Annotated in this window: 19 protein-coding genes and 1 tRNA gene; 6 read left to right on the top strand and 14 right to left on the bottom strand. The window is 41.0% G+C overall.

Annotated elements, in window-relative coordinates:
• Positions 1 to 32: 32 nt before the first annotated feature.
• The 6 genes from EDC44_RS00350 to ompA form a co-directional block, all read right to left on the bottom strand.
• On the bottom strand, positions 33 to 800 hold the full coding sequence (locus EDC44_RS00350; protein WP_131974223.1) for a DeoR/GlpR family DNA-binding transcription regulator: 768 nt from the start codon (positions 798 to 800) through the stop codon (positions 33 to 35).
• 123 nt (positions 801 to 923) lie between these two features.
• A complete protein-coding gene (gene grxD / locus EDC44_RS00345) occupies positions 924 to 1250 on the bottom strand; it encodes a Grx4 family monothiol glutaredoxin (protein ID WP_131974221.1) in 327 nt (108 codons plus the stop codon).
• Between the two features lie 65 nt (positions 1251 to 1315).
• A complete protein-coding gene (locus EDC44_RS00340) occupies positions 1316 to 2107 on the bottom strand; it encodes a TPM domain-containing protein (RefSeq protein WP_131974219.1) in 792 nt (263 codons plus the stop codon).
• Complete coding sequence (locus tag EDC44_RS00335; RefSeq protein ID WP_131974217.1) at positions 2100 to 2543, bottom strand: TPM domain-containing protein; 444 nt, start codon at positions 2541 to 2543, stop codon at positions 2100 to 2102. The genes EDC44_RS00340 and EDC44_RS00335 overlap by 8 nt, the downstream gene beginning before the upstream one ends.
• A gap of 15 nt (positions 2544 to 2558) precedes the next feature.
• Positions 2559 to 3140 (bottom strand): LemA family protein, encoded by a 582-nt coding sequence (locus EDC44_RS00330; RefSeq protein ID WP_131974215.1) that lies wholly within the window; start codon positions 3138 to 3140, stop codon positions 2559 to 2561.
• A gap of 154 nt (positions 3141 to 3294) precedes the next feature.
• Entirely contained in the window at positions 3295 to 4338 is a 1044-nt protein-coding gene (ompA, locus tag EDC44_RS00325; protein ID WP_131974213.1) for a porin OmpA, read from the bottom strand.
• A 528-nt stretch (positions 4339 to 4866) separates the two neighbouring features.
• Here ompA and ydiJ point away from each other — a divergent pair.
• From ydiJ to EDC44_RS00305, 4 genes are all read left to right on the top strand, one after another.
• Positions 4867 to 7953: a D-2-hydroxyglutarate dehydrogenase YdiJ gene (gene ydiJ / locus EDC44_RS00320; protein WP_131974211.1), complete on the top strand. Its 3087-nt coding sequence runs from the start codon at positions 4867 to 4869 to the stop codon at positions 7951 to 7953.
• Positions 7954 to 7957: 4 nt separating this feature from the next.
• On the top strand, positions 7958 to 8380 hold the full coding sequence (locus EDC44_RS00315) for a hotdog fold thioesterase (protein ID WP_131974209.1): 423 nt from the start codon (positions 7958 to 7960) through the stop codon (positions 8378 to 8380).
• Between the two features lie 10 nt (positions 8381 to 8390).
• A complete protein-coding gene (gene hemH, locus EDC44_RS00310) occupies positions 8391 to 9341 on the top strand; it encodes a ferrochelatase (RefSeq protein ID WP_131974207.1) in 951 nt (316 codons plus the stop codon).
• A 121-nt stretch (positions 9342 to 9462) separates the two neighbouring features.
• Positions 9463 to 9539, top strand: a tRNA-Met gene (locus tag EDC44_RS00305).
• A gap of 123 nt (positions 9540 to 9662) precedes the next feature.
• Here the strand turns inward: EDC44_RS00305 and EDC44_RS00300 are convergent.
• Complete coding sequence (locus tag EDC44_RS00300) at positions 9663 to 9872, bottom strand: cold-shock protein (RefSeq protein WP_165870204.1); 210 nt, start codon at positions 9870 to 9872, stop codon at positions 9663 to 9665.
• 262 nt (positions 9873 to 10134) lie between these two features.
• Here EDC44_RS00300 and EDC44_RS00295 point away from each other — a divergent pair, with 262 nt between their 5' ends.
• Together EDC44_RS00295 and rnb are read left to right on the top strand one after the other, a co-directional pair.
• Positions 10135 to 10917, top strand: a complete 783-nt coding sequence (locus EDC44_RS00295; protein ID WP_131974205.1) for an SDR family oxidoreductase — start codon at positions 10135 to 10137, stop codon at positions 10915 to 10917.
• Positions 10918 to 10994: 77 nt separating this feature from the next.
• Complete coding sequence (gene rnb, locus EDC44_RS00290) at positions 10995 to 12974, top strand: exoribonuclease II (RefSeq protein WP_131974203.1); 1980 nt, start codon at positions 10995 to 10997, stop codon at positions 12972 to 12974.
• A gap of 31 nt (positions 12975 to 13005) precedes the next feature.
• Here rnb and dnaX read toward each other — a convergent pair whose 3' ends face one another.
• From dnaX to mscK, 7 genes are all read right to left on the bottom strand, one after another.
• Positions 13006 to 15006 (bottom strand): DNA polymerase III subunit gamma/tau, encoded by a 2001-nt coding sequence (gene dnaX / locus EDC44_RS00285; RefSeq protein WP_131974201.1) that lies wholly within the window; start codon positions 15004 to 15006, stop codon positions 13006 to 13008.
• Positions 15007 to 15033: 27 nt separating this feature from the next.
• Complete coding sequence (gene apt / locus EDC44_RS00280; RefSeq protein WP_131974199.1) at positions 15034 to 15576, bottom strand: adenine phosphoribosyltransferase; 543 nt, start codon at positions 15574 to 15576, stop codon at positions 15034 to 15036.
• Between the two features lie 81 nt (positions 15577 to 15657).
• Positions 15658 to 16611: a lauroyl-Kdo(2)-lipid IV(A) myristoyltransferase gene (gene lpxM, locus EDC44_RS00275; protein WP_131974197.1), complete on the bottom strand. Its 954-nt coding sequence runs from the start codon at positions 16609 to 16611 to the stop codon at positions 15658 to 15660.
• A complete protein-coding gene (locus EDC44_RS00270; protein ID WP_131974195.1) occupies positions 16611 to 17375 on the bottom strand; it encodes a TSUP family transporter in 765 nt (254 codons plus the stop codon). The genes lpxM and EDC44_RS00270 overlap by 1 nt, the downstream gene beginning before the upstream one ends.
• Before the next feature lie 11 nt (positions 17376 to 17386).
• Positions 17387 to 18244, bottom strand: coding sequence for a penicillin-insensitive murein endopeptidase (mepA, locus tag EDC44_RS00265; RefSeq protein ID WP_131974193.1), 858 nt, complete (start codon positions 18242 to 18244; stop codon positions 17387 to 17389).
• A 134-nt stretch (positions 18245 to 18378) separates the two neighbouring features.
• Entirely contained in the window at positions 18379 to 19461 is a 1083-nt protein-coding gene (gene aroC, locus EDC44_RS00260; protein ID WP_131974191.1) for a chorismate synthase, read from the bottom strand.
• Between the two features lie 17 nt (positions 19462 to 19478).
• On the bottom strand, positions 19479 to 22775 hold the full coding sequence (gene mscK, locus EDC44_RS00255; protein WP_131974189.1) for a mechanosensitive channel MscK: 3297 nt from the start codon (positions 22773 to 22775) through the stop codon (positions 19479 to 19481).
• Positions 22776 to 22777: the final 2 nt, after the last annotated feature.

Below are 22777 nucleotides of genomic sequence, written 5' to 3'. Positions count from 1 at the left end.
TTTTTCCTTTGTTAAGAGATTTAATCAATAATTTACTGTGCAATCACTACTTCCACACCTTGTGTTTCAATAGCACGTTTATTTTCTGCCGACAGCAAATTATCCGTTACTAATACATCTATTTGCTGCCAACTTAATTCTACATTCGGCATCCGTCTGCCGATTTTTTGCGATTCCACCATCACGATGACTTCGCGGGAAACTTCTGCCATTACACGGCTTAGTCCTACTAATTCGTTAAACGTAGTCGTGCCGCGTTCTAAATCGATACCGTCGGCTCCGATAAATAATTGGTCAAAATCATATGAACGCAATACTTGTTCCGCCACATTCCCCTGAAAGGATTCAGAACGGGTATCCCAGGTTCCGCCTGTCATCAACAAAGTAGGTTCATTTTCTAAAGCCCGTAATTCATTGGCAACAGAAAGCGAATTAGTCATTACAATCAAGCCTTGTTTTTTATTCAACTGTTTAATTAATGCGGTGGTTGTACTGCCGCTATCCACAATAATCCGATTATGATCACGAATTTTCTCTGCTGCTGCTTTGGCAATAGATAACTTTCGTTTCGAAAGATTTTCTTCTTGAGATTCATCAATAATTTCATTGGGCATTAATACCGCACCACCATAACGACGCAATAAAAAACCATTTGCCTCAAGTACGGTCAAATCTTTACGAATTGTCACTTCTGAGGTTTCGAATAACTGTACTAACTCATCTACACTCACTTCGCCTTGCTGCTGTAAGCGTTGCATAATTAAGTGACGGCGTTGTTGTGTGTTACGTTGTTTTGACATATTAACTTCCGAAAAGATCACATTAAGTTTCGAATCGAAATTTTATAGAAAGAATGATTGGATGTAAAGAAAAAAATAAAAAATGCCCTTGTAAATTACAAGAGCATTTTCTCATTAGTGAAATTATTCAGGATGACGTTCTGCGACTTCTTTGAGCAAGGATTGCAATTCACCTTGTTGGAACATTTCTAATACAATATCACAACCGCCGACCAATTCGCCTTCTACCCATAATTGTGGGAAAGTTGGCCAGTTGGCATATTTTGGTAGTTCTGCACGAACATCAGGATGTTGCAAAATATCTACATAACCAAAAGGAACTTTACAGTTAATTAGTGCTTCCACCGCACGTGCGGAAAAACCACAAGACGGAAATTTTGGCGAACCTTTCATATAAAGTAAAATCGGGTTTTCGCTAATTTGTTGTTTGATTTTATCTAAAGTTTCCATTGCTCTTCCTATATCTTAGGCTAAATTATAAAATGTGAACGAATTGTAACATAAGGAAGTATGTATTACCAGCTGCCACCGGCACCACCACCACCGGATGACCCGCCGCCAAAACCACCTCCGGAACCTCCCCCGAAACCGCCGCCAAATCCGCCACCGAAACCATCATTTCGTCTATTCGTACGACGCAATGCACTTTGTCGCACTACTTCGTTTAACACATGATTTGCCATAGTAGGACTAATATAAGGCTTATTACGATCTCCCAGTTCACCGAAAATAACAAACAAAATGAAGATCAGCACAAAAATAAACGGAATAAAATCTTCAATGGTTTGTTCTTCTTCCTGAGCGGCAAATTCCCCTTTACTGGCTCGAATAATATAGTCTAATCCCGCAGAAATACCTTGAGCATATCGATTTTGAGCAAATTCCGGCGTAATCACTTTACGAATAATCTGCGACACAATAGCATCAGGTAACACACCTTCAAGACCCGGTCCTGTGGCGATAAAGATCTTACGATCATTTTTCGCGACAACCATGAGCACACCATTATTATGCGCTTTCCGCCCGACACCCCATTTATCCATTAAATCGAAAGAATATTGTGAAATATCATTGCCACCGGTAGTCGGTATGATGGCAACAGCAATTTGTGAACTGGTTTCATTACCATATGCGATAAGCTTATTTTCAAGGGTTTGCCATTCTGTTTTCGATAATGTTTGCGTATAATCGTTCACATAATGAAACGGATTGGGAACTGCCGGTAATTCAATGGCTTGTGCTAATTGTGCGATAAAAATAAAGCAAAAAACCACCGCACTTTTAAGAAATTTTTTCACTTTAACCATTGATCACCACCTCATTTGGCAGTTCATTCACATCATGTTCTTGAATTGGAAAATGTATGCTCAATTCCTTACCAATATGCTCAATACCCCGAACAATACCGAGAGTAAATTCACCTTGTTTAAAGAAAGAAACCATCATATCGCACGTAGCCTGCCAAAAATGATCGCCAACGAATTGGTGAATCCCTTGATCGCCCAATAAATAACATTGGTGCTCTTTATAAGCGAGATAAATCAATACTCCGTTACGATGTTGCGTTTGTTCCATCTCTAACTGCCGAAATACTTCGCACGCACGCTCAAAAGCCGTTTTCACGGCTTTTGGCATTTTTCGTTCAATAAATACCCGCACTTCCGCGGAAGTACATTTTTCCAATTCGGCTATGGTATTCTCGATTTGCGTTTTATCAACCGGAATTTTTGAAAATAACGCCATATTAGCTTACTCTAATTATTGAAAACTAACCGCAGGAGCATTTTGTGAACCTTCTGCGGATTTGAAATAAGGCTTTGCATTAAAACCGAAAATAAGAGCGGCTAATTTTGTTGGAAATTGACGAACTTTTTGGTTATAAGTACGTGCAGCACCATTAAATTTATTACGTGCAACATTGATACGGTTTTCCGTACCTTCCAATTGAGCCTGTAAATTCATAAAACCTTCATGTGCTTTTAAATCCGGATAACGCTCAATACTCACTAGCAATCGTGATAATGCCGAGCCCAATTGATTTTGATTTTGTTGAAATTGAGCCAATTGCTCTTCGGTCATATTAGACGGATCAATTTTGCTCTGAGTCGCTTTTGCACGTGCTTCAATGACACTGTTTAACGTTTCTTTCTCAAAATTAGCTTGACCTTTCACCGTATTCACTAAGTTAGGAATCAAATCTGCACGGCGTTGATATTGAGATTCCACATTTGCCCATACGGAATCAATTTCTTCTTCCGCTTTCACTAAACCGTTATAGCTGCTCATTAAACTAAAACCGGCAATAATCGCCACTAAGATAATTGCAATCCACTTTTTCATAAAGTTACCTCTATTGTTAATAATATGTACAAATTACACACCATTACAGATCCTATCTGCAAAATAATTTTTCGTCAATTTAACTTAAATTCATGACAAAAAAATCCCGGTAAAAACCGGGATTTTATAGGATTCATAATTAATCAACGATTAATTATTTAGAACCGTTTAAAGTAATTTCAACACGACGATCCGGTGCTAAACAAGCGATTAATGCTTTACGACCTTTCACTGCATCACAAGTGTTACCAGTTACCGGATTTGCTTCACCGTAACCGGTTGCAGAGATTGCGTTCGCATCAACACCTTTAGAAACTAAGTAGTTAGCTACTGTTTCTGCACGACGTTGTGAAAGTTTTAAGTTGTATGCTTCTTTACCCATACGGTCTGCATAACCTGCTACCGATACTTGTGGGTTAGTTACTTGTGCGATTTCACCGTAAACGCCGTCTAAAGTCGCGGCTGCTTCAGGTTTTAAGTTGTATTTCGCAGAGTTGAATAATACATCAGAACTTAAAGAGAAAGTTTTGCTTTCAATTGGCGCTGCTACCGGTGCACCTTGACCGAAACGGTAAGATAAACCTAAAGATACAGAACCGATGTTTGGAGTGAAGTCTAGATCTTCAGCATATTCGTTATCTTTACCTACACCCTGAACCCATTGGTATTCTAAGCGTAATGCCAAATCGGTTAAACCCGGGATTGCATATTCAAGACCCGCAGCAAATACCGGAGATACTTTAAATGAATGAGCACGTTCAGTCCATTCACCACCAACTTTACCCGCTTTATAGTCAGTACGGATTAATGCTGCACCAACACGACCATAAACATCTAACCCTTCTAATACTTCATAGCTTGGTTTAATGCTTAAATGCGCACCATGGTTAGTCATTTTTCCAGTAGTGTCACCATATGTACGAGCTTTAGCGCGGCCAAAATCATCATAACCTAACTCAACCGCTAAACCGAAGTTATTACGGTTAAGAATTTGATAACCACCAAAGATACCGTAAGTTACTGAGTTACGTAATGTACCTTTATCACCTGCTGCATCTTCAAATTGTTCAAAACCATCATGGAATGATGCCCAACCCGCTTTAGCACCTGCATAGAAAGTGTTTTCTTGTGGTGCTGCCTGTGCTACTGATGCAGCTGCTAAACCAGCTACGGCTAATGCGATTGCAGTTTTTTTCATTTTGATGTCCTCTATCATTTTAGTCATCTTTGAATTTATTTTACAACTATTATTGCTATCATAAAGTTCACTGTATAATAGTTGAAACTGAACACAAAAAAATTTGTGTTGCTCGATCCTACACAGTTAAAAAAATAAAACAAGTTTTAATTGATAAATGTGTTGAATTTTTGCTCGGACGAAACGCCCGTTTCCTCTTTTGAAGTATTCATCAATTCTGAATGACCATTCAAAATTAACATTATTATCTTACTAGTTTTTTAAAAAATCAACTTTTTCTATTTATTTGACTAATTTTTAAACAAAAAAAAGTCTATTACTTATCTGTTTTTAACTTTTTTTAACAAAAAATTAAAAAAAATACAACGTTTAATTTAAATTAAAAAATAATTAACACTACTATATTCGGGCAAATTTTAGGCTTAATCATATAGCCAGAGGTTAAAAACCAAATTCCAGATTGAGATATCACAAAATCTCTACTAGAATGAAGCCAGTTTTATCAATATACAGAGATTCCCTAACACAATGATTCCACATTTACACAATATCCCCGGCTTATCTCAATCGGTGGAAAACTATCTGCTACAACTCAAAGCACAGCAGTTTGAAGGTGATATTGCCTCAAATTATGCCGACCGTTTAAGTTTGGCGACGGATAATAGCGTTTATCAGCAACTCCCGCAAGCTATTTTATTCCCCAAAACGGTAGCCGATGTAGTGCGGATTACCAAACTCGCCCAACAGGAAGCCTTTCGTTCTCTCACCTTTACACCGCGCGGCGGTGGTACGGGCACAAACGGACAATCTGTTAATAACAATATTATTGTAGATCTTTCCCGTCATTTAACGCAAATTTTAGAACTGAATATAGAAGAACGCTGGGTGCGGGTGCAGGCCGGTGTGGTGAAAGATCAGCTGAATCAATTTTTAAAACCTTACGGCTTATTTTTCTCACCGGAACTGTCCACCAGCAACCGTGCCACTATCGGCGGGATGATCAATACTGATGCTTCCGGTCAGGGCTCATTGCAATATGGCAAAACATCCAATCACGTCTTAGCCTTACGCAGCGTGCTGATGAACGGTGAGATTTTAGACACAAGTGCGGTCAAAACGGCAGAATTTTCTACCGCACTTTCCGGTTTGAAACTTACCGCCACAGGTAAACGGATCCACAATGAAGTGTTTGAACGTTGTAAAGCCAAACGTGAACAAATTATTAAGGATCTGCCGCAGCTAAACCGTTTTCTGACCGGCTATGACTTGAAGAACGTGTTTAATGATGATGAAAGCGAATTTAATCTCACCCGGGTACTCACCGGCTCGGAAGGTTCATTGGCGTTTATTTGCGAAGCAAAACTGAATTTAACGCCGATTCCGAAATACCGCACTTTAATCAATATTAAATACAACTCATTCGATTCCGCCTTGCGTAACGCACCGTTTATGGTGAAAGCCAATGCGTTATCCGTGGAAACTGTAGATTCTAAAGTGTTGAATCTTGCCAAAGAAGATATTATTTGGCATTCCGTCAAAGAGTTGCTGACCGAAGACGAAAACAATCCGATTTTAGGTTTAAATATTGTGGAATATGCGGGCAGCGATCACCGCATTATCGAACGAAATCTGACCGCACTTTGCCAAGCCTTAGATGAAAAAATCACCCAACAGCAAGACGGCATTATTGGCTACCAAGTGTGTTCCGATTTGCCTTCCATTGAACGGATTTATGCCATGCGGAAAAAAGCGGTGGGCTTATTGGGAAATGCCAAAGGTGCGGCAAAGCCAATTCCATTTGTGGAAGATACCTGCGTGCCACCGGAAAACCTTGCAGATTATATTACGGAATTTCGTGCCTTGTTAGACAGCCACCATCTCAGTTACGGGATGTTCGGCCATGTAGATGCCGGCGTGCTGCACGTACGTCCGGCGTTGGATTTAACGGATAAATCACAAGTCAACCTGTTTAAAGAAATTTCCGACCGAGTGGTGGATCTCACATTGAAATACGGCGGTTTGATTTGGGGCGAACACGGCAAAGGTGTGCGTTCCGAATACAGCGACCGTTATTTCACACCGGAACTTTGGCAGGAATTACGGATTATTAAAGGTTTATTCGATCCGAAAAACCGTTTAAACCCGGGTAAAATCTGTACTCCGTTAAATATAGATGCGCCACTCTACTCTATTTTATCACCGATGCGGGCAGATCTGGATCGTCAAATCCCGATAAAAATGCGGGAAGAATTCAGCGGTGCAATGAATTGCAACGGCAACGGATTATGTTTCAACTTTGATGTCCATTCTGTGATGTGCCCGTCAATGAAAGTGAGTAAAAACCGCGTATTCTCACCAAAAGGCCGTGCTGCGATGGTGCGGGAATGGCTGCGGTTAATGGCAAACGAACAGGTGCAACCGGAACAATTACATTTTAATACTACCGAAGTGAAACTCACAGACTTAATACAAAAAGTGCGTAACAGCGTGCAAAAATGGCGAGGCGAATACGATTTCTCTCACGAAGTGAAAGCCGCAATGGATACCTGCCTGGCCTGTAAAGCCTGTGCTTCGCAATGCCCGATTAAAATCGATGTACCGAGCTTCCGTTCAAAATTCTTTAATTTTTATCACAGCCGTTATTTACGTCCGGTGAAAGATTATGTGTTAGCCAATGCGGAATATATGGCTCCGGTCATGGCAAAAAAACCGGCATTTTTTAATGCGATTATGAATGCAAAATTTATCGCACCAATCACAGAAAAAGTATTGGGAATGAAAGATCTGCCGTTGCTTTCCAATCCGCCTTTACAGCAACAGTTAGTAGAAATCGGCTATCGAGGACAATCTTTGGAAGCCTTGGAACAATTAAGTGCGGTAGAAAAACAAACTATTTTATTGATCGTACAAGATCCGTTTACCTCTTATTATGATGCCAAAGTGGTGGCAGATTTTGTGGCTCTTACACAAAAACTCGGTTTTAAGCCGATACTTCTACCGTTTAAACCGAACGGCAAAGTGCAGCATATTAAAGGCTTCTTAAAACGTTTTGCGAAAACCGCAAAAAGCACCGCGGACTTTTTAAACCGCACCGCTAAATTAGGCTTGCCGATGGTGGGCGTAGATCCGGCGATTGTGTTGTCTTATCGGGAAGAATATAAAGAAATTTTAGAAGCCGAACGGGGCGAGTTTAAGGTGATTAGCGCTCACGAATGGCTACGAGATAATCTCAATCAAGTCAAAAATGCGGTAGAAAATTTGCCAATTTCCCACCGCACTTCAACGCAACAAGCATGGCATTTATATCCGCACTGCACGGAATCCACTTCAATGCCAAACAGCCCGAAAGAATGGCAACAGATTTTTGCCGCTTTCGGTGAAAACTTGATCATTGAAAATGTTGGCTGCTGCGGTATGGCGGGCGTGTTTGGTCACGAACAACAAAATATGGCTATGTCAAAAGAAATCTACGATGTGTCTTGGGGCAATAAATTAGACGGCAAAAATCCTGATTATTGCTTAGCTACCGGCTATTCCTGCCGCAGCCAAGTAAAACGTTTTGCCCATTTTAAACCGAAACACCCTGTGCAAGCCTTATTGGAATTATTAGGATAACGTTATGACAATTTGGAAAAAAAATATCAACCTTGAACTGCTAAACCGCACTAATCAAAACACCGCGGCGGCACATTTAGGTATTGAAATCACCAAATTCGGCGATGATTATTTAGAAGCCGTAATGCCGGTAGATTATCGCACAATCCAACCAATGGGCTTTTTAAACGGCGGTATCTCTGTGGCATTGGCGGAAACGCTAGGTTCCATGGCGGGATTTTGCTGTGTTGATGAAAATCAGACCGTGGTAGGCAATGAAATTAATGCCAGTCATTTACGCCCTGTGCGGGAAGGGTTCGTGCGTGCTAAAGCCAGTCCGATCAAATTAGGAAACAGTTTACAAGTTTGGCAAATTGACATTTACAATCAACAAGATAAACTATGTTGTATTTCGCGACTGACACTTTCAGTGCTCAACATACGGTAATCAACTTTCAATGAAAAAAATCGGCATTATTTTAGCAAATTTAGGCACACCGGACGATCCTACTCCACGGGCGGTTTCCCGTTATTTAAAAGAATTTTTATCTGATCGCCGCATTGTTGATCTTCCTCGTTTAAAATGGCTTTTTTTATTAAATGCTATAATTTTGCCACGTCGCTCTAAGCGGGTGGCTAAAAAATATCAAACGGTGTGGACGGAACAAGGTTCACCATTGTTGGTTTTTAGTCAAAAACAGCAGCAAAAATTACAATCGGCTTTAGGCAGCGATTATATTGTGGAAATCGGAATGAGTTACGGCAATCCGACCATACAAAGTGCTATGGATAAGCTCATTGCACAAAAGGTAGAAAAAATTATTGTGCTGCCGCTCTATCCACAATATAGCAGCACAACGACAATGCCGGTGTTTGATGCCTTTGCTAAAAGTCTGACAACACACCGCCACATTGTACCGTTTGAATTTATTCATTCCTATCAACAACATCCGCTTTATATCAAAGCATTGGCTGACAGCATTAAAGTGCGGTTAAAATCCGATGAATTTTTACTGTTTTCCTATCACGGTATTCCATTGCGTTACGAAAATAACGGGGACTATTATCGCGAACATTGTAAACAAACTACGATTGCCGTCGTAAATCAACTCGGTTTAACCGAAAATCAATGGGCAATGAGTTTTCAATCCCATTTTGGTAAAGAGGAATGGCTTCAACCTTATACTAATAAGGCCATTGAAAACTACCCGTCAGAAGGAATTCAGAAATTAGCTGTGATTTGTCCGGGATTTTCTGCGGATTGTTTGGAAACCTTGGAAGAAATAGAACAAGAAAACCGCGAATATTTCATGGCGGCAGGAGGAACTTCTTATCAATATATTCCGGCTTTAAATGATGATGAGGCACACATTGCTTTAATGAAAGCGTTAATTGTTGATAAAAAGTAAACAAATCGTTTAATTTTTTGCCGAACAAATATTTTTTTCGATAATTTTGTTGCAATAAAATTTTAAAAGCGTATAGTACGCAACACTAAAACAACGGCATTGATTAACACGCCGTTTCAGACGCGGGGTGGAGCAGCTTGGTAGCTCGTCGGGCTCATAACCCGAAGGCCGTCGGTTCAAATCCGGCCCCCGCAACCAGATACAGAAAAAGGCACAGTTTCACAAGACTGTGTTTTTTTTACATAATTCCATTTCAACTTTAAGCCACTCTGTGGAAGCAGTGGCATATGAACAACCAATTTATAGTTATAACGACAAAAATTAAGCAATCACTGTTACGTTTTCAGCTTTTTTACCGCGTGCATCATCAACTAAATCGAATAACACTGCTTGTCCTTCTTTTAAGGTACGAAAACCTTCGCTCTTAATTGCAGAAAAATGCACAAATACATCTTCACCGCTCTCAATTTGTAAAAAACCAAATCCTTTGGCATCGTTGAACCATTTTACGGTTCCTTTAATACTGGACATAATATTTCCTAATACTGCATATTAATAAAACATCATAATCACAATAAATCCTTATGATTATGCATAACCGCTTATATAAGCCTAGTCAGCTTAGCAGTATTTTAATAAATGTACAGCTTTACTTCATATAATCCGTAACCTTTTGTCAATTTTATGAAGTAGATCACAAAATTCAGCACAAATTTGCCGTTATTTAAATTTTCCCTTATACTATGCAGAATTTTTATCACACACAACCACACAATATAAATAGGACAACAAAATGGGTTTTCTAACAAATAAACGTATTTTAATTACTGGTTTGGCAAGCAATCGTTCTATCGCTTACGGTATCGCAAAAGCAATGAAACGTGAAGGTGCGGAATTGGCTTTCACTTATTTAAACGATAAATTAAAAGGTCGCGTCGAAGAATTCGCTCAAGAATTTGGTTCTGATATCGTGTTGCCGTTAGATGTAGCGACGGATGAAAGCATCACAAACTGCTTTGTCGAGTTAGGTAAAGTATGGGAAAAATTTGACGGTTTCGTACACGCTATCGGTTTTGCTCCGGCAGATCAGTTAGAAGGCGATTATGTAAACGCTGCGACTCGCGAAGGTTATAAAATCGCTCACGACATCAGTGCATACAGCTTTGTAGCAATGGCTCAAACAGCTCGTCCGATGTTAAACGAAGGTGCGGCATTATTGACCCTTTCTTATTTAGGTGCAGAACGTGCGATTCCAAACTACAACGTAATGTGTTTGGCAAAAGCATCGCTTGAAGCGGCAACCCGTGTAATGGCAGCGGATATGGGTAAAGAAGGTATTCGTGTGAATGCAATTTCTGCGGGTCCAATCCGCACTTTAGCCGCTTCCGGTATTAAAGATTTCAAAAAAATGTTGGCGACTTTCGAAAAAACCGCACCGTTAGGTCGTTGTGTAACCATTGATGATGTAGGTAACTCTGCGGCATTCTTATGCTCTGACTTATCTGGCGGTATCACTGGTGAAGTGGTTCACGTTGATGCAGGATTCAGCATTACTGCAATGGCAAATTTAGATTAATTGACAACAACATTTATTAATCATTTACGGACGGCATATTATGCCGTCCTAAACATTCTATCTCAGATCACCTTATTATGTTCCAAGATAATCCCCTACTCGCTCAACTCAAGCAACAAATTCACGACAGCAAAACCTTTGTGGAAGGCGTAGTGAAATGTTCTGATAAGGCTTTCGGTTTTTTAGAAACCGATAAAAAAAGTTATTTTATTCCGCCTGCGGCAATGAAAAAAGTCATGCATGGCGACAAAATCCGTGCTTCTATTGAAACTATCAATGATAAAGAACAGGTAGAACCGGATGAATTACTCGAACCGATGCTGACCCGTTTTATCGGCAAAGTGCGGTTTAATAAAGACAATAAATTACAGGTATTGGTGGATCATCCGCTGATTAATCAACCTATTGGTGCCAATAAAAACAAATCTGTTAAAGAAGAGTTAAAAGAAGGTGATTGGGTGGTTGCAAGTCTAAAAACGCATCCGTTACGCGATGATCGCTTTTTCTTTGCGCAGATCAACCAATTTATTTGCCATGCTGAGGACAATTTCGCCCCTTGGTGGGTAACACTGGCTCGTCATGAACAATCCCGTTATCCGGTGCAAGGTGCAGATCATTATGAAATGTTGGATCAACAAACTCGCGAAGATTTGACCGCACTTCATTTCGTCACCATCGACAGCGAAAGCACGCAAGATATGGACGATGCTTTATATATCGAACCGATTAATCAGAACGGTGAACAAATCGGTTGGAAATTAGTGGTGGCCATTGCCGATCCAACGGCTTATATTGCCCTAAATACGCAAATCGAAAAAGATGCCAAACAGCGCTGTTTCACCAATTATTTGCCGGGCTTTAATATTCCAATGCTACCGCGGGAACTGTCGGATAATATTTGTTCTTTAGTAGCCAATGAGGCTCGTCCGGCGTTAGTGTGTTATATTGAAACGGATTTACAGGGCAACATCTCTGCTAAACCGCATTTTATCTCCGCCATGGTGGAATCGAAAGGCAAACTGACTTATAACAAGGTGTCTGATTATTTGGAAAATCAATCTGACAGTTGGCAGCCTGAAACCGCCGACATCAAACAGCAAATTGACTGGCTGCACCAATTTACGCTGGCTCGCGTAAACTGGCGTAAAACTCATTCGTTGTTATTCCGCGAAAAACCGGATTATTCATTTATCTTAGAAGAAAATGGCAAGATCAAAGAAATCAAAGCGGAATACCGACGCATTGCCAACCAAATCGTCGAAGAATCAATGATTATCGCCAACATTTGTGCGGCACAATATTTAGATGAAAATGCTCACTGCGGAATTTTCAATACTCACAGTGGTTTTGAGGCAAAATTCTTGCCGAATGCCCAACAATTCTTATTGGCAAATTTAGCCAATGATGAAAATCGAGAATCCTTAACGGAACGTTATTCGCCGGAAAATTTAGCCACATTGGACGGCTATTGTCGTATGCGTCACGATATCGAACCGTTGGCATCCGATTATATGGAATACCGTTTACTCCGCTTCTTAACTTTTGCGGAATTTAAATCAGAAAACGCACCGCACTTTGGTTTAGGTTTGCAAGGCTATGCCACTTGGACATCACCGATTCGTAAATATTCCGATATGGTGAACCATCGTTTAATTAAAGCCTGTATCACCAATCAATCTTGTCACAAACCGGAAGACAGCGTATTAATTCGTTTGCAAGAAGCACGCCGTCAAAATCGTTTAGTAGAACGTGATATTTCTGATTGGCTATACAGCATTTACTTAAATGAACAGGTTGAACAAAAACCGGAATTTGATGCAGAAGTGGTGGATATAATGCGTGGCGGTTTGCGTGTATTGTTATTAGAAAACGGCGCCGGTATGTTTATTCCGGCATCCACATTGCACAATAACAAAGACGAAATGCTTGTCAATACCGATGAACTCGCTCTATACATCAAAGGCGAACGGGCTTACAAAATCGGGGATATTGTCAAAGTCCGCTTAACGGAAGTGAAAGTGGAAACCCGCAGTATCGTAGGAAATGTGGTGTTATAAAAAAAGTGCGGTGGATTCTCACCGCACTTTTTTAGCCGTTTGGCACAATACTGCTTAAATCTAATTTCCCGTCAAATTCTTGTTCCAGCATTTTTAATTTTTCATCTTGCTGTAAATCTATTCTAGCCTGTTCTCTTAGTTCCAAATAAATCTGACGACGATTTTCCAGCGGGGTTAATTGGCCTTGCTCATCATAAATTTCCACCGAAACCTGCATCTGTTTTTGATAATGTTCGCTCAAGGCATTTTGTAAAAATGCCACTGATGACTCTTTATTTAAATGAGCTTGAGAAGAACGCAATCCTAATTTAATTTCAGAATCCGTTTGCTGTAAAATAACTGAATTTAACGCCAATTGCTTTACTAATTTATCTAGCCCTAAATCGCTGATAGTTTTTTCCCAAGGATCTTTAGCCTCAGATAACATCAAGATCTTTGCAACCAATTCCGGTGTGCGTTTATTTAAAATAGCCTGTTTAATTTCTGACGGGCGAATCTGCTCCACGTCTTTTGCCAATTCAGGATTACTCCACTCCCAGCGATAATTTTCATCAGACTCAATTTCATCATTATCATTGCCGACCGAATCATCCGCCGTCGTTTCCGATATCGACGATGTGCCCTTATCCGATTGGCTGTTCTGTGTTGCTAACTTAGCAAAACGTTCAAGCAAATCCGTACCGGTTTTACGCTTTGGGGGAGTCGAGACCACCGGTAATTCAGTGACTTTCGCTTCCTTTTGCGGTGACGGTTCCTGAGCGGTTTGACTGTTGAGTTTCTGTAATTGCTCTAATGCGGCCAACCCTATGGACTGACTCGGTTTGGTGATTTTACCGTCAGAAATAACCGGCATATCCACTAAATTTTGTGTATTTTTGACCGCACTTTTTACTGAATTATTTGCGTTTTGTGTTATTGAAGGCTGTGCAAGCCGAATCTCAGCGGTTGCACTCACGGACTTTGGGTGAAATGCCAGCGCCCGTAATAAAGTCATTTCCACACCGGCACGACGATCCGGTGCCAAGGCTAATTCTTTTCGGCCTAACACGATGATTTGATAGAATAATTGCACATCTTCCGGCGAAATATGGCTAGCCAAAAAACTGATTTGATTACCGTCATTCACATTATTTTGCGGTAATAATTGTTGCATTGCAATTTGATGCAGTACAGAAGCCGTTTCAACCAATAACTGTTCCCAATCCACGCCGCGATCCGCCGCTTTTTGAATGGCCGTCATTAAGGCTTCGCCGTTAGCCTGTTGCAAAGCTCGTACAATTTCAATGGGTTGTTCATCATCTAACAATCCCAGCATAGTATTCACTACTTCCGTCGTGATATTGCCGTTGCTCATGACAATGGCCTGATCCGTCAAACTCAAAGAATCGCGAATACTGCCCTGTGCGGCTTTTGCCAATTTATCAAGTGCGGTGGATTCAAAAGGAATTTTTTCTTGTGTAAGAATATAATCTAAATGCTGAGCAATTTGCGATTGATCCAATGCCTTCAAATGAAATTGCATACAGCGGGATAAAATCGTAATCGGCAATTTCTGCGGATCGGTGGTCGCCAACAGGAATTTCACATATTCCGGCGGTTCTTCCAACGTTTTCAACAACGCATTGAAAGAATGACGGGAAAGCATATGCACTTCGTCAATCAGATAGACTTTATAACGCCCTTGCACCGGTTTATATTGTACGTTATCCAACAATTCACGGGTATCTTCCACTTTGGTACGAGATGCCGCATCGATTTCGATTAGATCGATAAAACTGCCTTCTTCAATGGCTTTACAATGAGCACATTCACCACAAGGTTCCGCAGTAACACCGTGCACACAATTTAACCCTTTGGCAAATAAGCGGGCAATGGAAGTTTTCCCTACGCCCCTTGTACCAGAAAAAAGATAAGCATGATGCAGGCGGTTTTCTTTCAAACCGTTTGCCAGTGCAGTCAAAATATGTTGCTGCCCCACCACTTCAGAGAACTTTTTCGGCCGCCATTTGCGGGCCAAAACCTGATAGCTCATACTTATCCTTTTTGTTATATGTGAAAATTAATGTCCGGCAAAATCCACTAAAGTAAAGGGCTCGACACCTAAATTACGTAAGCGTTGCTCACCGCCTAAATCCGGCAAGTTGATGACAAAAGCGGCATTTTTTACACTTCCGCCCAAACGTTGTACTAATTTCACCGTTGCTTCTACTGTACCGCCGGTTGCTAATAAATCGTCAATAATCAATACGTTATCATCAATTTTAATCGAATCCGTATGAATTTCTAACGTATCTTCACCATATTCTAACTGATAGCGTTGAGAAATCGTTTCTCGAGGCAATTTATTCGGTTTACGTACCAATACAAAGGGACAATTTAACGCTAATGCGATAGGTGCACCAAAAATAAAACCACGGGATTCCGTCCCTAAGACTTTATTAATACCTCGATCTTTATAATGTGCCACGGTCAAATCCACCACCGCTTTGAAAGCTTGCGGCACTTCTAAAAGACTGGTGATATCACGGAAAATAATCCCAGCTTGCGGATAATCGGGAATAGATTTAATAGATGATTTAATTAAATTTAGTTGTTCGTTCATACTAATCACTCAAAGTGCGGTTGATTTTGTTAAATTTTTAAAACGCTTAAATGTAGAGAATATTCGTTTATTTTGCAAGTCTTATTGATAAATATCTTGTCCGTCTTGACGGGTTTTTAAGATCCGTAAAATCCACACATATTGCTCCGGTGTCGGGATCACAAATTGTTCAATTTCCACATTCATGGCACGGGCGGATTGTTGCGGATCATCGCTAAGTTCCAACGGCGGATGAATTTCCATTTCATATAAACCGTTTTTGGCGTTATAACGAGGAAACATGGGGATAACCACAGATTTCGATAATTTCGCCATTTTATTTAATCCAGGTAAAGTCGCTTTATAGGTAGCAAAAAAATTCACAAATTCACTCAGTTTCGCACCATAATCTTCGTCCGGCAGATAATAACCCATATTGCCTTGTTTAATGGATTGCAAAAAAGGTTTTATACCGTTTTGACGAGCGTGCATTTTACCGCCGAAACGTTCACGGGTGCGATTCCATAACCAATCTACTAACGGATTTCGGTGCGGGTTATACATTGCAGTCATCGGCATACCGTGGGTATGCAGAATAATACCCGAGGCATCTATTGCCCAACCGTGCGGCACCATTAAAATAATATTATGTCCGTCCGCTTTAGCCTGCCGAATATGTTCAAGACCGATAAATCGGCTGCGTTTTTGCAAATGTTTTGCCGAACGAATCGCAATTTCGCCGATGCCTAACATAACCTGAGCTAACGTCACAAACATTTCATCAATCACTTGCTCCCGCTTTTCATCGCTCCACTGCGGGAAGCAATATTGCAAATTCACACGGGCTTTATGGCGTGGTTTTTTCGCTAATTTAGCTGCTAATAAACCGATTTTTCCGGCAAACCAATCACGCCAACGAAACGGCATTAAACCTAATAACACCAAACCCAATACGCCCAGCCATACCCCCCAATATTTCGGCAATAAAAACGCTTTCAGAAATTTAGGATCATAGCCGATTTTGGCGGTGTATCGTACATTTTCCTGTTCTGTCATCAGCTAAACCAACCTTGATCGTAAAGCATTTTCACCGCCATAATAAAGGACATCACTACCACCATTGGACGAATCCAGGTTTTACCTTTAGTTAGCACCATTTTCGCTCCTAAATTGGCACCGATAAACTGTCCCAACATCATAATCATCCCCAGCGACCACATCACATTACCGTAAATCAAAAAGAAAATCAGCGATGCGATATTTGATGTAAAATTCAGCACTTTAGCGTGAGCAGTGGCTTTGGATAAATTGAAACCAAGCAACATCACAAAAGCCAGGCTCAGAAAAGATCCTGTACCCGGTCCGAAAAAACCGTCATAAAAACCGATGCCTAATCCGGCGGTAAAAGCAAATCCCCAATAGGAAATACGTTTTTGACGGTCTTCATCGCCTAATTTCGGTGTTAATAAAAAATACAGGCCAATCGCTACAATTAAAAATGGCAAAATACCTTTTAACAGCGAAGCATCAATCAATTGAATTAATACCGTGCCAATCACCGCCCCGATAAAGGTGAGCAGAATCAGCATCCAAATTTCCGATAAATTCACCGCTCTTTTACGGATAAAATACAAACTCGCCGAAAAAGATCCGCCGCAGGCTTGCAATTTGTTGGTGCCAAGTGCCATTGCCGGCGGCATACCCGTTGCGAGCAAAGCGGGAATAGTGATTAATCCGCCACCGCCCGCCATGGCATCAATAAAACCGGCAATTAGTGCTACGCCAAACAGCAAAGCGATAATGTCAATGCTTAATTCCATTGGATCTCCTATTATTCAAGCCATTCACTACGATTGGGTGAATTGATTACCTGTTGGCATAATGCCGGTTCCGGTGGTAACACTTTCGGTTTTGCCGGTGTGCTTGATGGTTTTACCGGTTCAAACCAAGAATATAATTCTGCTCCGCAACCGTCGCCTGCCGGTACCGGAGCTTGATTTTCACAGTAGACAGCCCCTTTCGGACAAGTTAAACGCACATGGAAATGGGAATCGTGAGCATACCAAGGGCGGATTTTTTGTAACCATGAACGATCAGCTCGTTCCGTTTGACACAATTTCACTTTAATGGCAGGGTTCACAAAAATACGTGAGACTTGACTGTCTTGAGCCGCTAGTTTGATCAGATTAAAGTGGTTACTGTTCCAAATTTTATCATCTACGCGTTGGGTTGCGCGGTTTACCACTAACAAGCCTTTGCCGTCGGAATTAATGGCATCTTTATCGGACATCGTCCCCATCCGCAACCAAATATCCGCATCCAATCCGATCTGATGGCTGGCGTGACCGGTTAAGAATCGCCCGCCTCCCGGCATAGCAATATCCCCGACCAACATTGTGGGCAAACCTGCGTTTTTCGCTTTTTTTCCTAAACGCTGTAAATAGCTGATCATATCCGGATGACCGTAAAAACGATTGCGGTTAATACGGATTACTTGATAGCCGTCACCTTTGCCCGGTAAAGCCTGAGCCCCGATAATACAACCGTTGGAATGAGATCCTACCGGTATCGGTTCGCCCGGAATCGGACGCTTAATTTTCTGCCAATCTTGCGGTAATGCTTTAGCTTGAACGGACAAAACTGCGGTAAAAATCACCGCACTTAAGGCTTTTAATATTGTTTTTTTCATTGATGTTCCCATTTTTTTGCCTATGGTTTCACCATAGGTTAAGCATAGTTCACCCCTTTGAGGTTATTGCGATTAGGAGTGCAAAGCAGCCTAACTTGCTTAATCGTGGGTGGAGGCCCACGGCTTAATGTTTTTTAACGACACTGTGCTTTAAAGCGTAATAAATGATCCAGCAATACAATCGCCGTCATGGCTTCGGCAATAGGCACGGCACGAATGCCGACACAAGGATCGTGGCGGCCTTTGGTGCTCACATCCACTTGCTCATTATTAAGATTAACCGTATGCCCCGGCACAGTGATGCTGGATGTAGGTTTTAAGGCGATATGTGCAATAATCGGCTGGCCTGAACTGATACCGCCTAAAATACCGCCCGCGTGATTGGATTCAAAACCTTGCGGATTCATTTCATCACGGTGTTGGCTGCCTTTTTGGTTCACGACGGCAAAACCGTCGCCGATTTCTACACCTTTTACCGCATTAATTGACATTAATGCGTGAGCAAGATCCGCATCCAAACGATCAAATACCGGCTCACCTAAACCCAACGGCACATTTTCTGCGATTACCGTAAGTTTTGCCCCGATGGAATCCCCTTCTTTTTTAATTTCACGGATCAATTCATCGAATTTTTCCACCGCACTTTCGTCCGGGCAAAAAAACGGATTGCTGTTTACTTGTCGCCAGTCGATCTTAGCAATATCGGCTACGGATTGAGGATCAATTTTTACATCACCGATTTGTGATAAATAGCCACGCACTTCAATGCCAAACTGTTCACACAAATATTTCTTGGCAATGGCTCCGGCAGCCACCCGCATTGCGGTTTCGCGGGCAGACGAACGACCACCGCCGCGATAATCTCGAATACCGTATTTTTGTTGATAGGTAAAATCTGCGTGTCCCGGACGGAAACGATCTTTAATCTCGCCGTAATCCTGCGAACGTTGATCGCTGTTTTTGATGATTAAACCGATACTGGTTCCCGTGGTTTTGCCTTCAAATACACCGGATAAAATCTGCACTTCGTCCGCTTCACGGCGTGGCGTGGTATAACGGGACGAACCCGGTTTGCGACGGTCTAAATCCGGCTGAATATCCGCTTCCGTTAATGCCATGTTCGGCGGTATGCCGTCCACAATACAGCCTAAAGCGATACCGTGAGATTCCCCGAATGTGGTAACGCGAAAAAGTTGTCCGATGCTGTTGCCTGCCATGTTAATTCCTTCTTATATTATGCTTGTGTTTGTATAGGTTCAGGTAAATTAATTTCCATTCGCTCGGTAGCAATTTTAATACCGTGCCGCTCAAATAATTGGTTAATTCGATAATTAATAAAGTTGGTGGTCGGCATACGATCATCCAATTCCGGTACATGAACCTGCAATTCATATTCCAAACCGCTCTTGCCGAAAGCTAAGAAATTCACTTTAATGTCTTGATCTTGGGCAACTTTAGGCGCTTCATCCGCCACTTGACGGAGTAATTTTGCCACTAAATCCAAATCCGAGCCGTATGCCACTTCCACCGGAATCACAATTCTAGTCATTGTATTGCTTAACGTCCAGTTAATAAAGCGATCCGTCACAAAAGCCTGATTCGGTAACACTATATCTTTGTCATCGGAATCAATTAAGGTTGTGGAACGCAAGCGGATTTGTGTCACCGTACCGGTATATTGCCCTACGGTGACTTTATCCCCCACCCGCACCGGGCGTTCGAATAATAAAATCAAACCGGAAATAAAACTGCCGAAAATTTCCCGTACCCCGAAACCGAGACCGACGGAAAGTGCGGTGAAAATCCATTGAATTTTAGTCCAAGACAAACCCAGATTTGAGAACGACCAAATGCTACCGATAAGAATCATCACATAACGTAAAATTGCGGTGGCAGTATGTGACATCCCCCGCACAAATTTACCGCGGGAAAAAATCAGGACTTCTAAAATACCTTCTAAATTTCGGATAATCGCGTACATTCCCAACAAGATCAGTAAAGATCGCATTAAATTTAATAAGGTAATACTATCGACATTATTACTGCTATCTACGCTTTCCCATAAGATCACGCCATCTAAATAATAAGCCACACTGATTAAATCAGACCAAATCAAATAGAAACAGAACAGCAGCACGACCCAACCCACAAGATCCGCCATACGGAATAATTGTTGGTTGACGGTAGAAATCTTAATGCTATTTTTTTCTTCCGCTTCCAATAATTCTTTGACTTTTTCTTCGCCTAATTCTTTTTGTTGACGAATTTGTTCCCGTTTTTCTTTTAACCGACGATACGCCATTCGGCGGGATGAGACGGTAAAAATGCGATATACCACTTGGCGGGCAAAAATCCATGCAATGACTAATAAATAACAATTCAATAAATGTTTGGTCAGCGTTACGGCGGTGTAATAATAGCCCAAAGTGATCAGAAACATTAAGGAAATCGGGATTACCACTAATACCACACGTAACAATTTCATCCATTTAGTATTTCGTTTTTCACCATTTTCCGTTACAGTATTTTCATATTTGCGAATGGCTTTATTAAAAAGCGGCAAAATCACAAATTGGCACATAATCAACGCAATTAAACTGATTACCTCACCAATCACATCATTGCTGTAATCCACTTGTTCAATATAAGAAAATCCGAACGAAATCACAAATAACACGAATACAATAATGGATTTACCAATCACTTCGCGGAATACTTCGTTGCTTTCCGGCGGCATACCGAAATGGCGATAGGCAATGCCGTGCGGTCGTAGCAGAGATAATACGGTTGAGAAAAACAACCAGTGTATAAATAAAATTCCGCTCACCAGCAAAGCGGTGAATTTATTTACAAAGATAATATTTGCTCCGAATCCTACAATCGCAAAGAAAATAAGGGCGTTCGGTAACGCCAAAACAACCGTCCACAATAACGCTTCCGGCGTATGCCAATGACTGTCGTTTTTTAATGTATTCACGTAGGTCGCCAGCACTTCCAAACGTGCCTTAATAGCTGATTTTTCCCATATGATTAACATGTAGGTGAATAACAATAACGCACCGATAGCAATCAAGGAAAATAAATTCTGTGTAATTTGGCTTAAATCAAAGGTTTTAGACAGTTCTTTAAATTCCCATAATGCAAGATTAGGAAAACTTTTTACCCAATCCAAATCAATGGGACTATTACTTTTTACCCAAAAACTTTGTTGTTGTAATTTTGCCTGCAAGGCATCGCTGATTGACAGAACTTGTTGTTGATTCAGATCGACATTAATCGCCAAGTTAAGCTGATTATTTAATGAACGAATCTGACTTGTTAAAATCTCACTGCGTTCCTGTAAAATCATTGCCAATTGTGACCGCTCTTTTTCATTGAGCGTTACTTTTTCAGTGGTTTGCAGGGTATCAATATAGCTTTGCGGATCCGAAAGGCTGTCCCGCATTTTTGTGGTTTCAAATACCTGTACCCGCAAATCCGTGATTCGTTTTGCCAATCCCTGCACCATTTGCTCTTTCGGCAGATCCTGACGCAGTTCGTTGATCACTCTCGACAGCAACAATGTACCTTGTAACATATTGAGTTGATCTTCAATATAATGTTGAGTCTGTTTTAAATTATCCAACAAACTTTTACTGCGTAAACTGTCTTGCGACAAATTATTCATCTGTGTCGTTTGCTGCAACAAATCCTGACTGAGTTTAGTATTGATCGCCAATTCCCGACTAATCAACGGATGGCCATTATTTTTTTGTTCCAATTGCGTGGCCTGAGTGACTTGTCGTTGAGAAGCCTGTAAATTCTTTTCATTAATGGCCTCTTGCAATGCAATGATTTTACGCTGCAATATTTGTTGCTGTAAGCTTTTTTCTTCGGCTTGCGTTTCATACATAAAACGCAATTTATCATTTTCCTGTAATAAAGATTGATTATAGGTATCGCGTAACTCAATTAAAGTTTGTTCCAACTGTAAGCGTGTTTTTTGTGCCTTCGTAGTCGCATCGGCCCATAAACGAACCAAATCTTGTGAACGAATCAGGTTTTCTTTTAAGGAGGTTTGCACCCGTTCAACTACGGTATTCTGAGAACTGACTTTAGTGTTGATTTCAATTAAGGATTCTTGCACCTGATCTAAAGCAGATTGTTCGGTTTCTAGTTGCTTTTGTAACGCTTCCAGCGTTTGATTGACTAAATTTTGCTGAAAATTGACCGCACTTTGTTGCCTTAGCTTCGTAATATTAGCTTGACTTTGTGCTAACATAGAAGGCACTTTGGCAACATCTTTGGCTAATGTTTCATTCAATTGCTGTTGCTGCGTGATTTCTTTCGTGAGCTGTAAGGTTTCTTCCAACGTTTTGATCGTCGCTTGCGATTCGGCAGAATTACTGTTTCCCGCTTTCGCTTCATTCAATAATGCCGTCACTTTTGCTACCGTCGGAATTTCAGGCAGAGATAAAGACTCCGCTCCGACCGAAAACGCCGGAACAAAGGTCAAATAAATAGCTAAAATTGTGCGATACAATAGTTTCATCA

The sequence above is a fragment of the Cricetibacter osteomyelitidis genome (genome assembly GCF_004340985.1).
Lineage (GTDB): Bacteria > Pseudomonadota > Gammaproteobacteria > Enterobacterales > Pasteurellaceae > Cricetibacter > Cricetibacter osteomyelitidis.
This window is presented reverse-complemented; position numbering and strand designations above follow the sequence as displayed.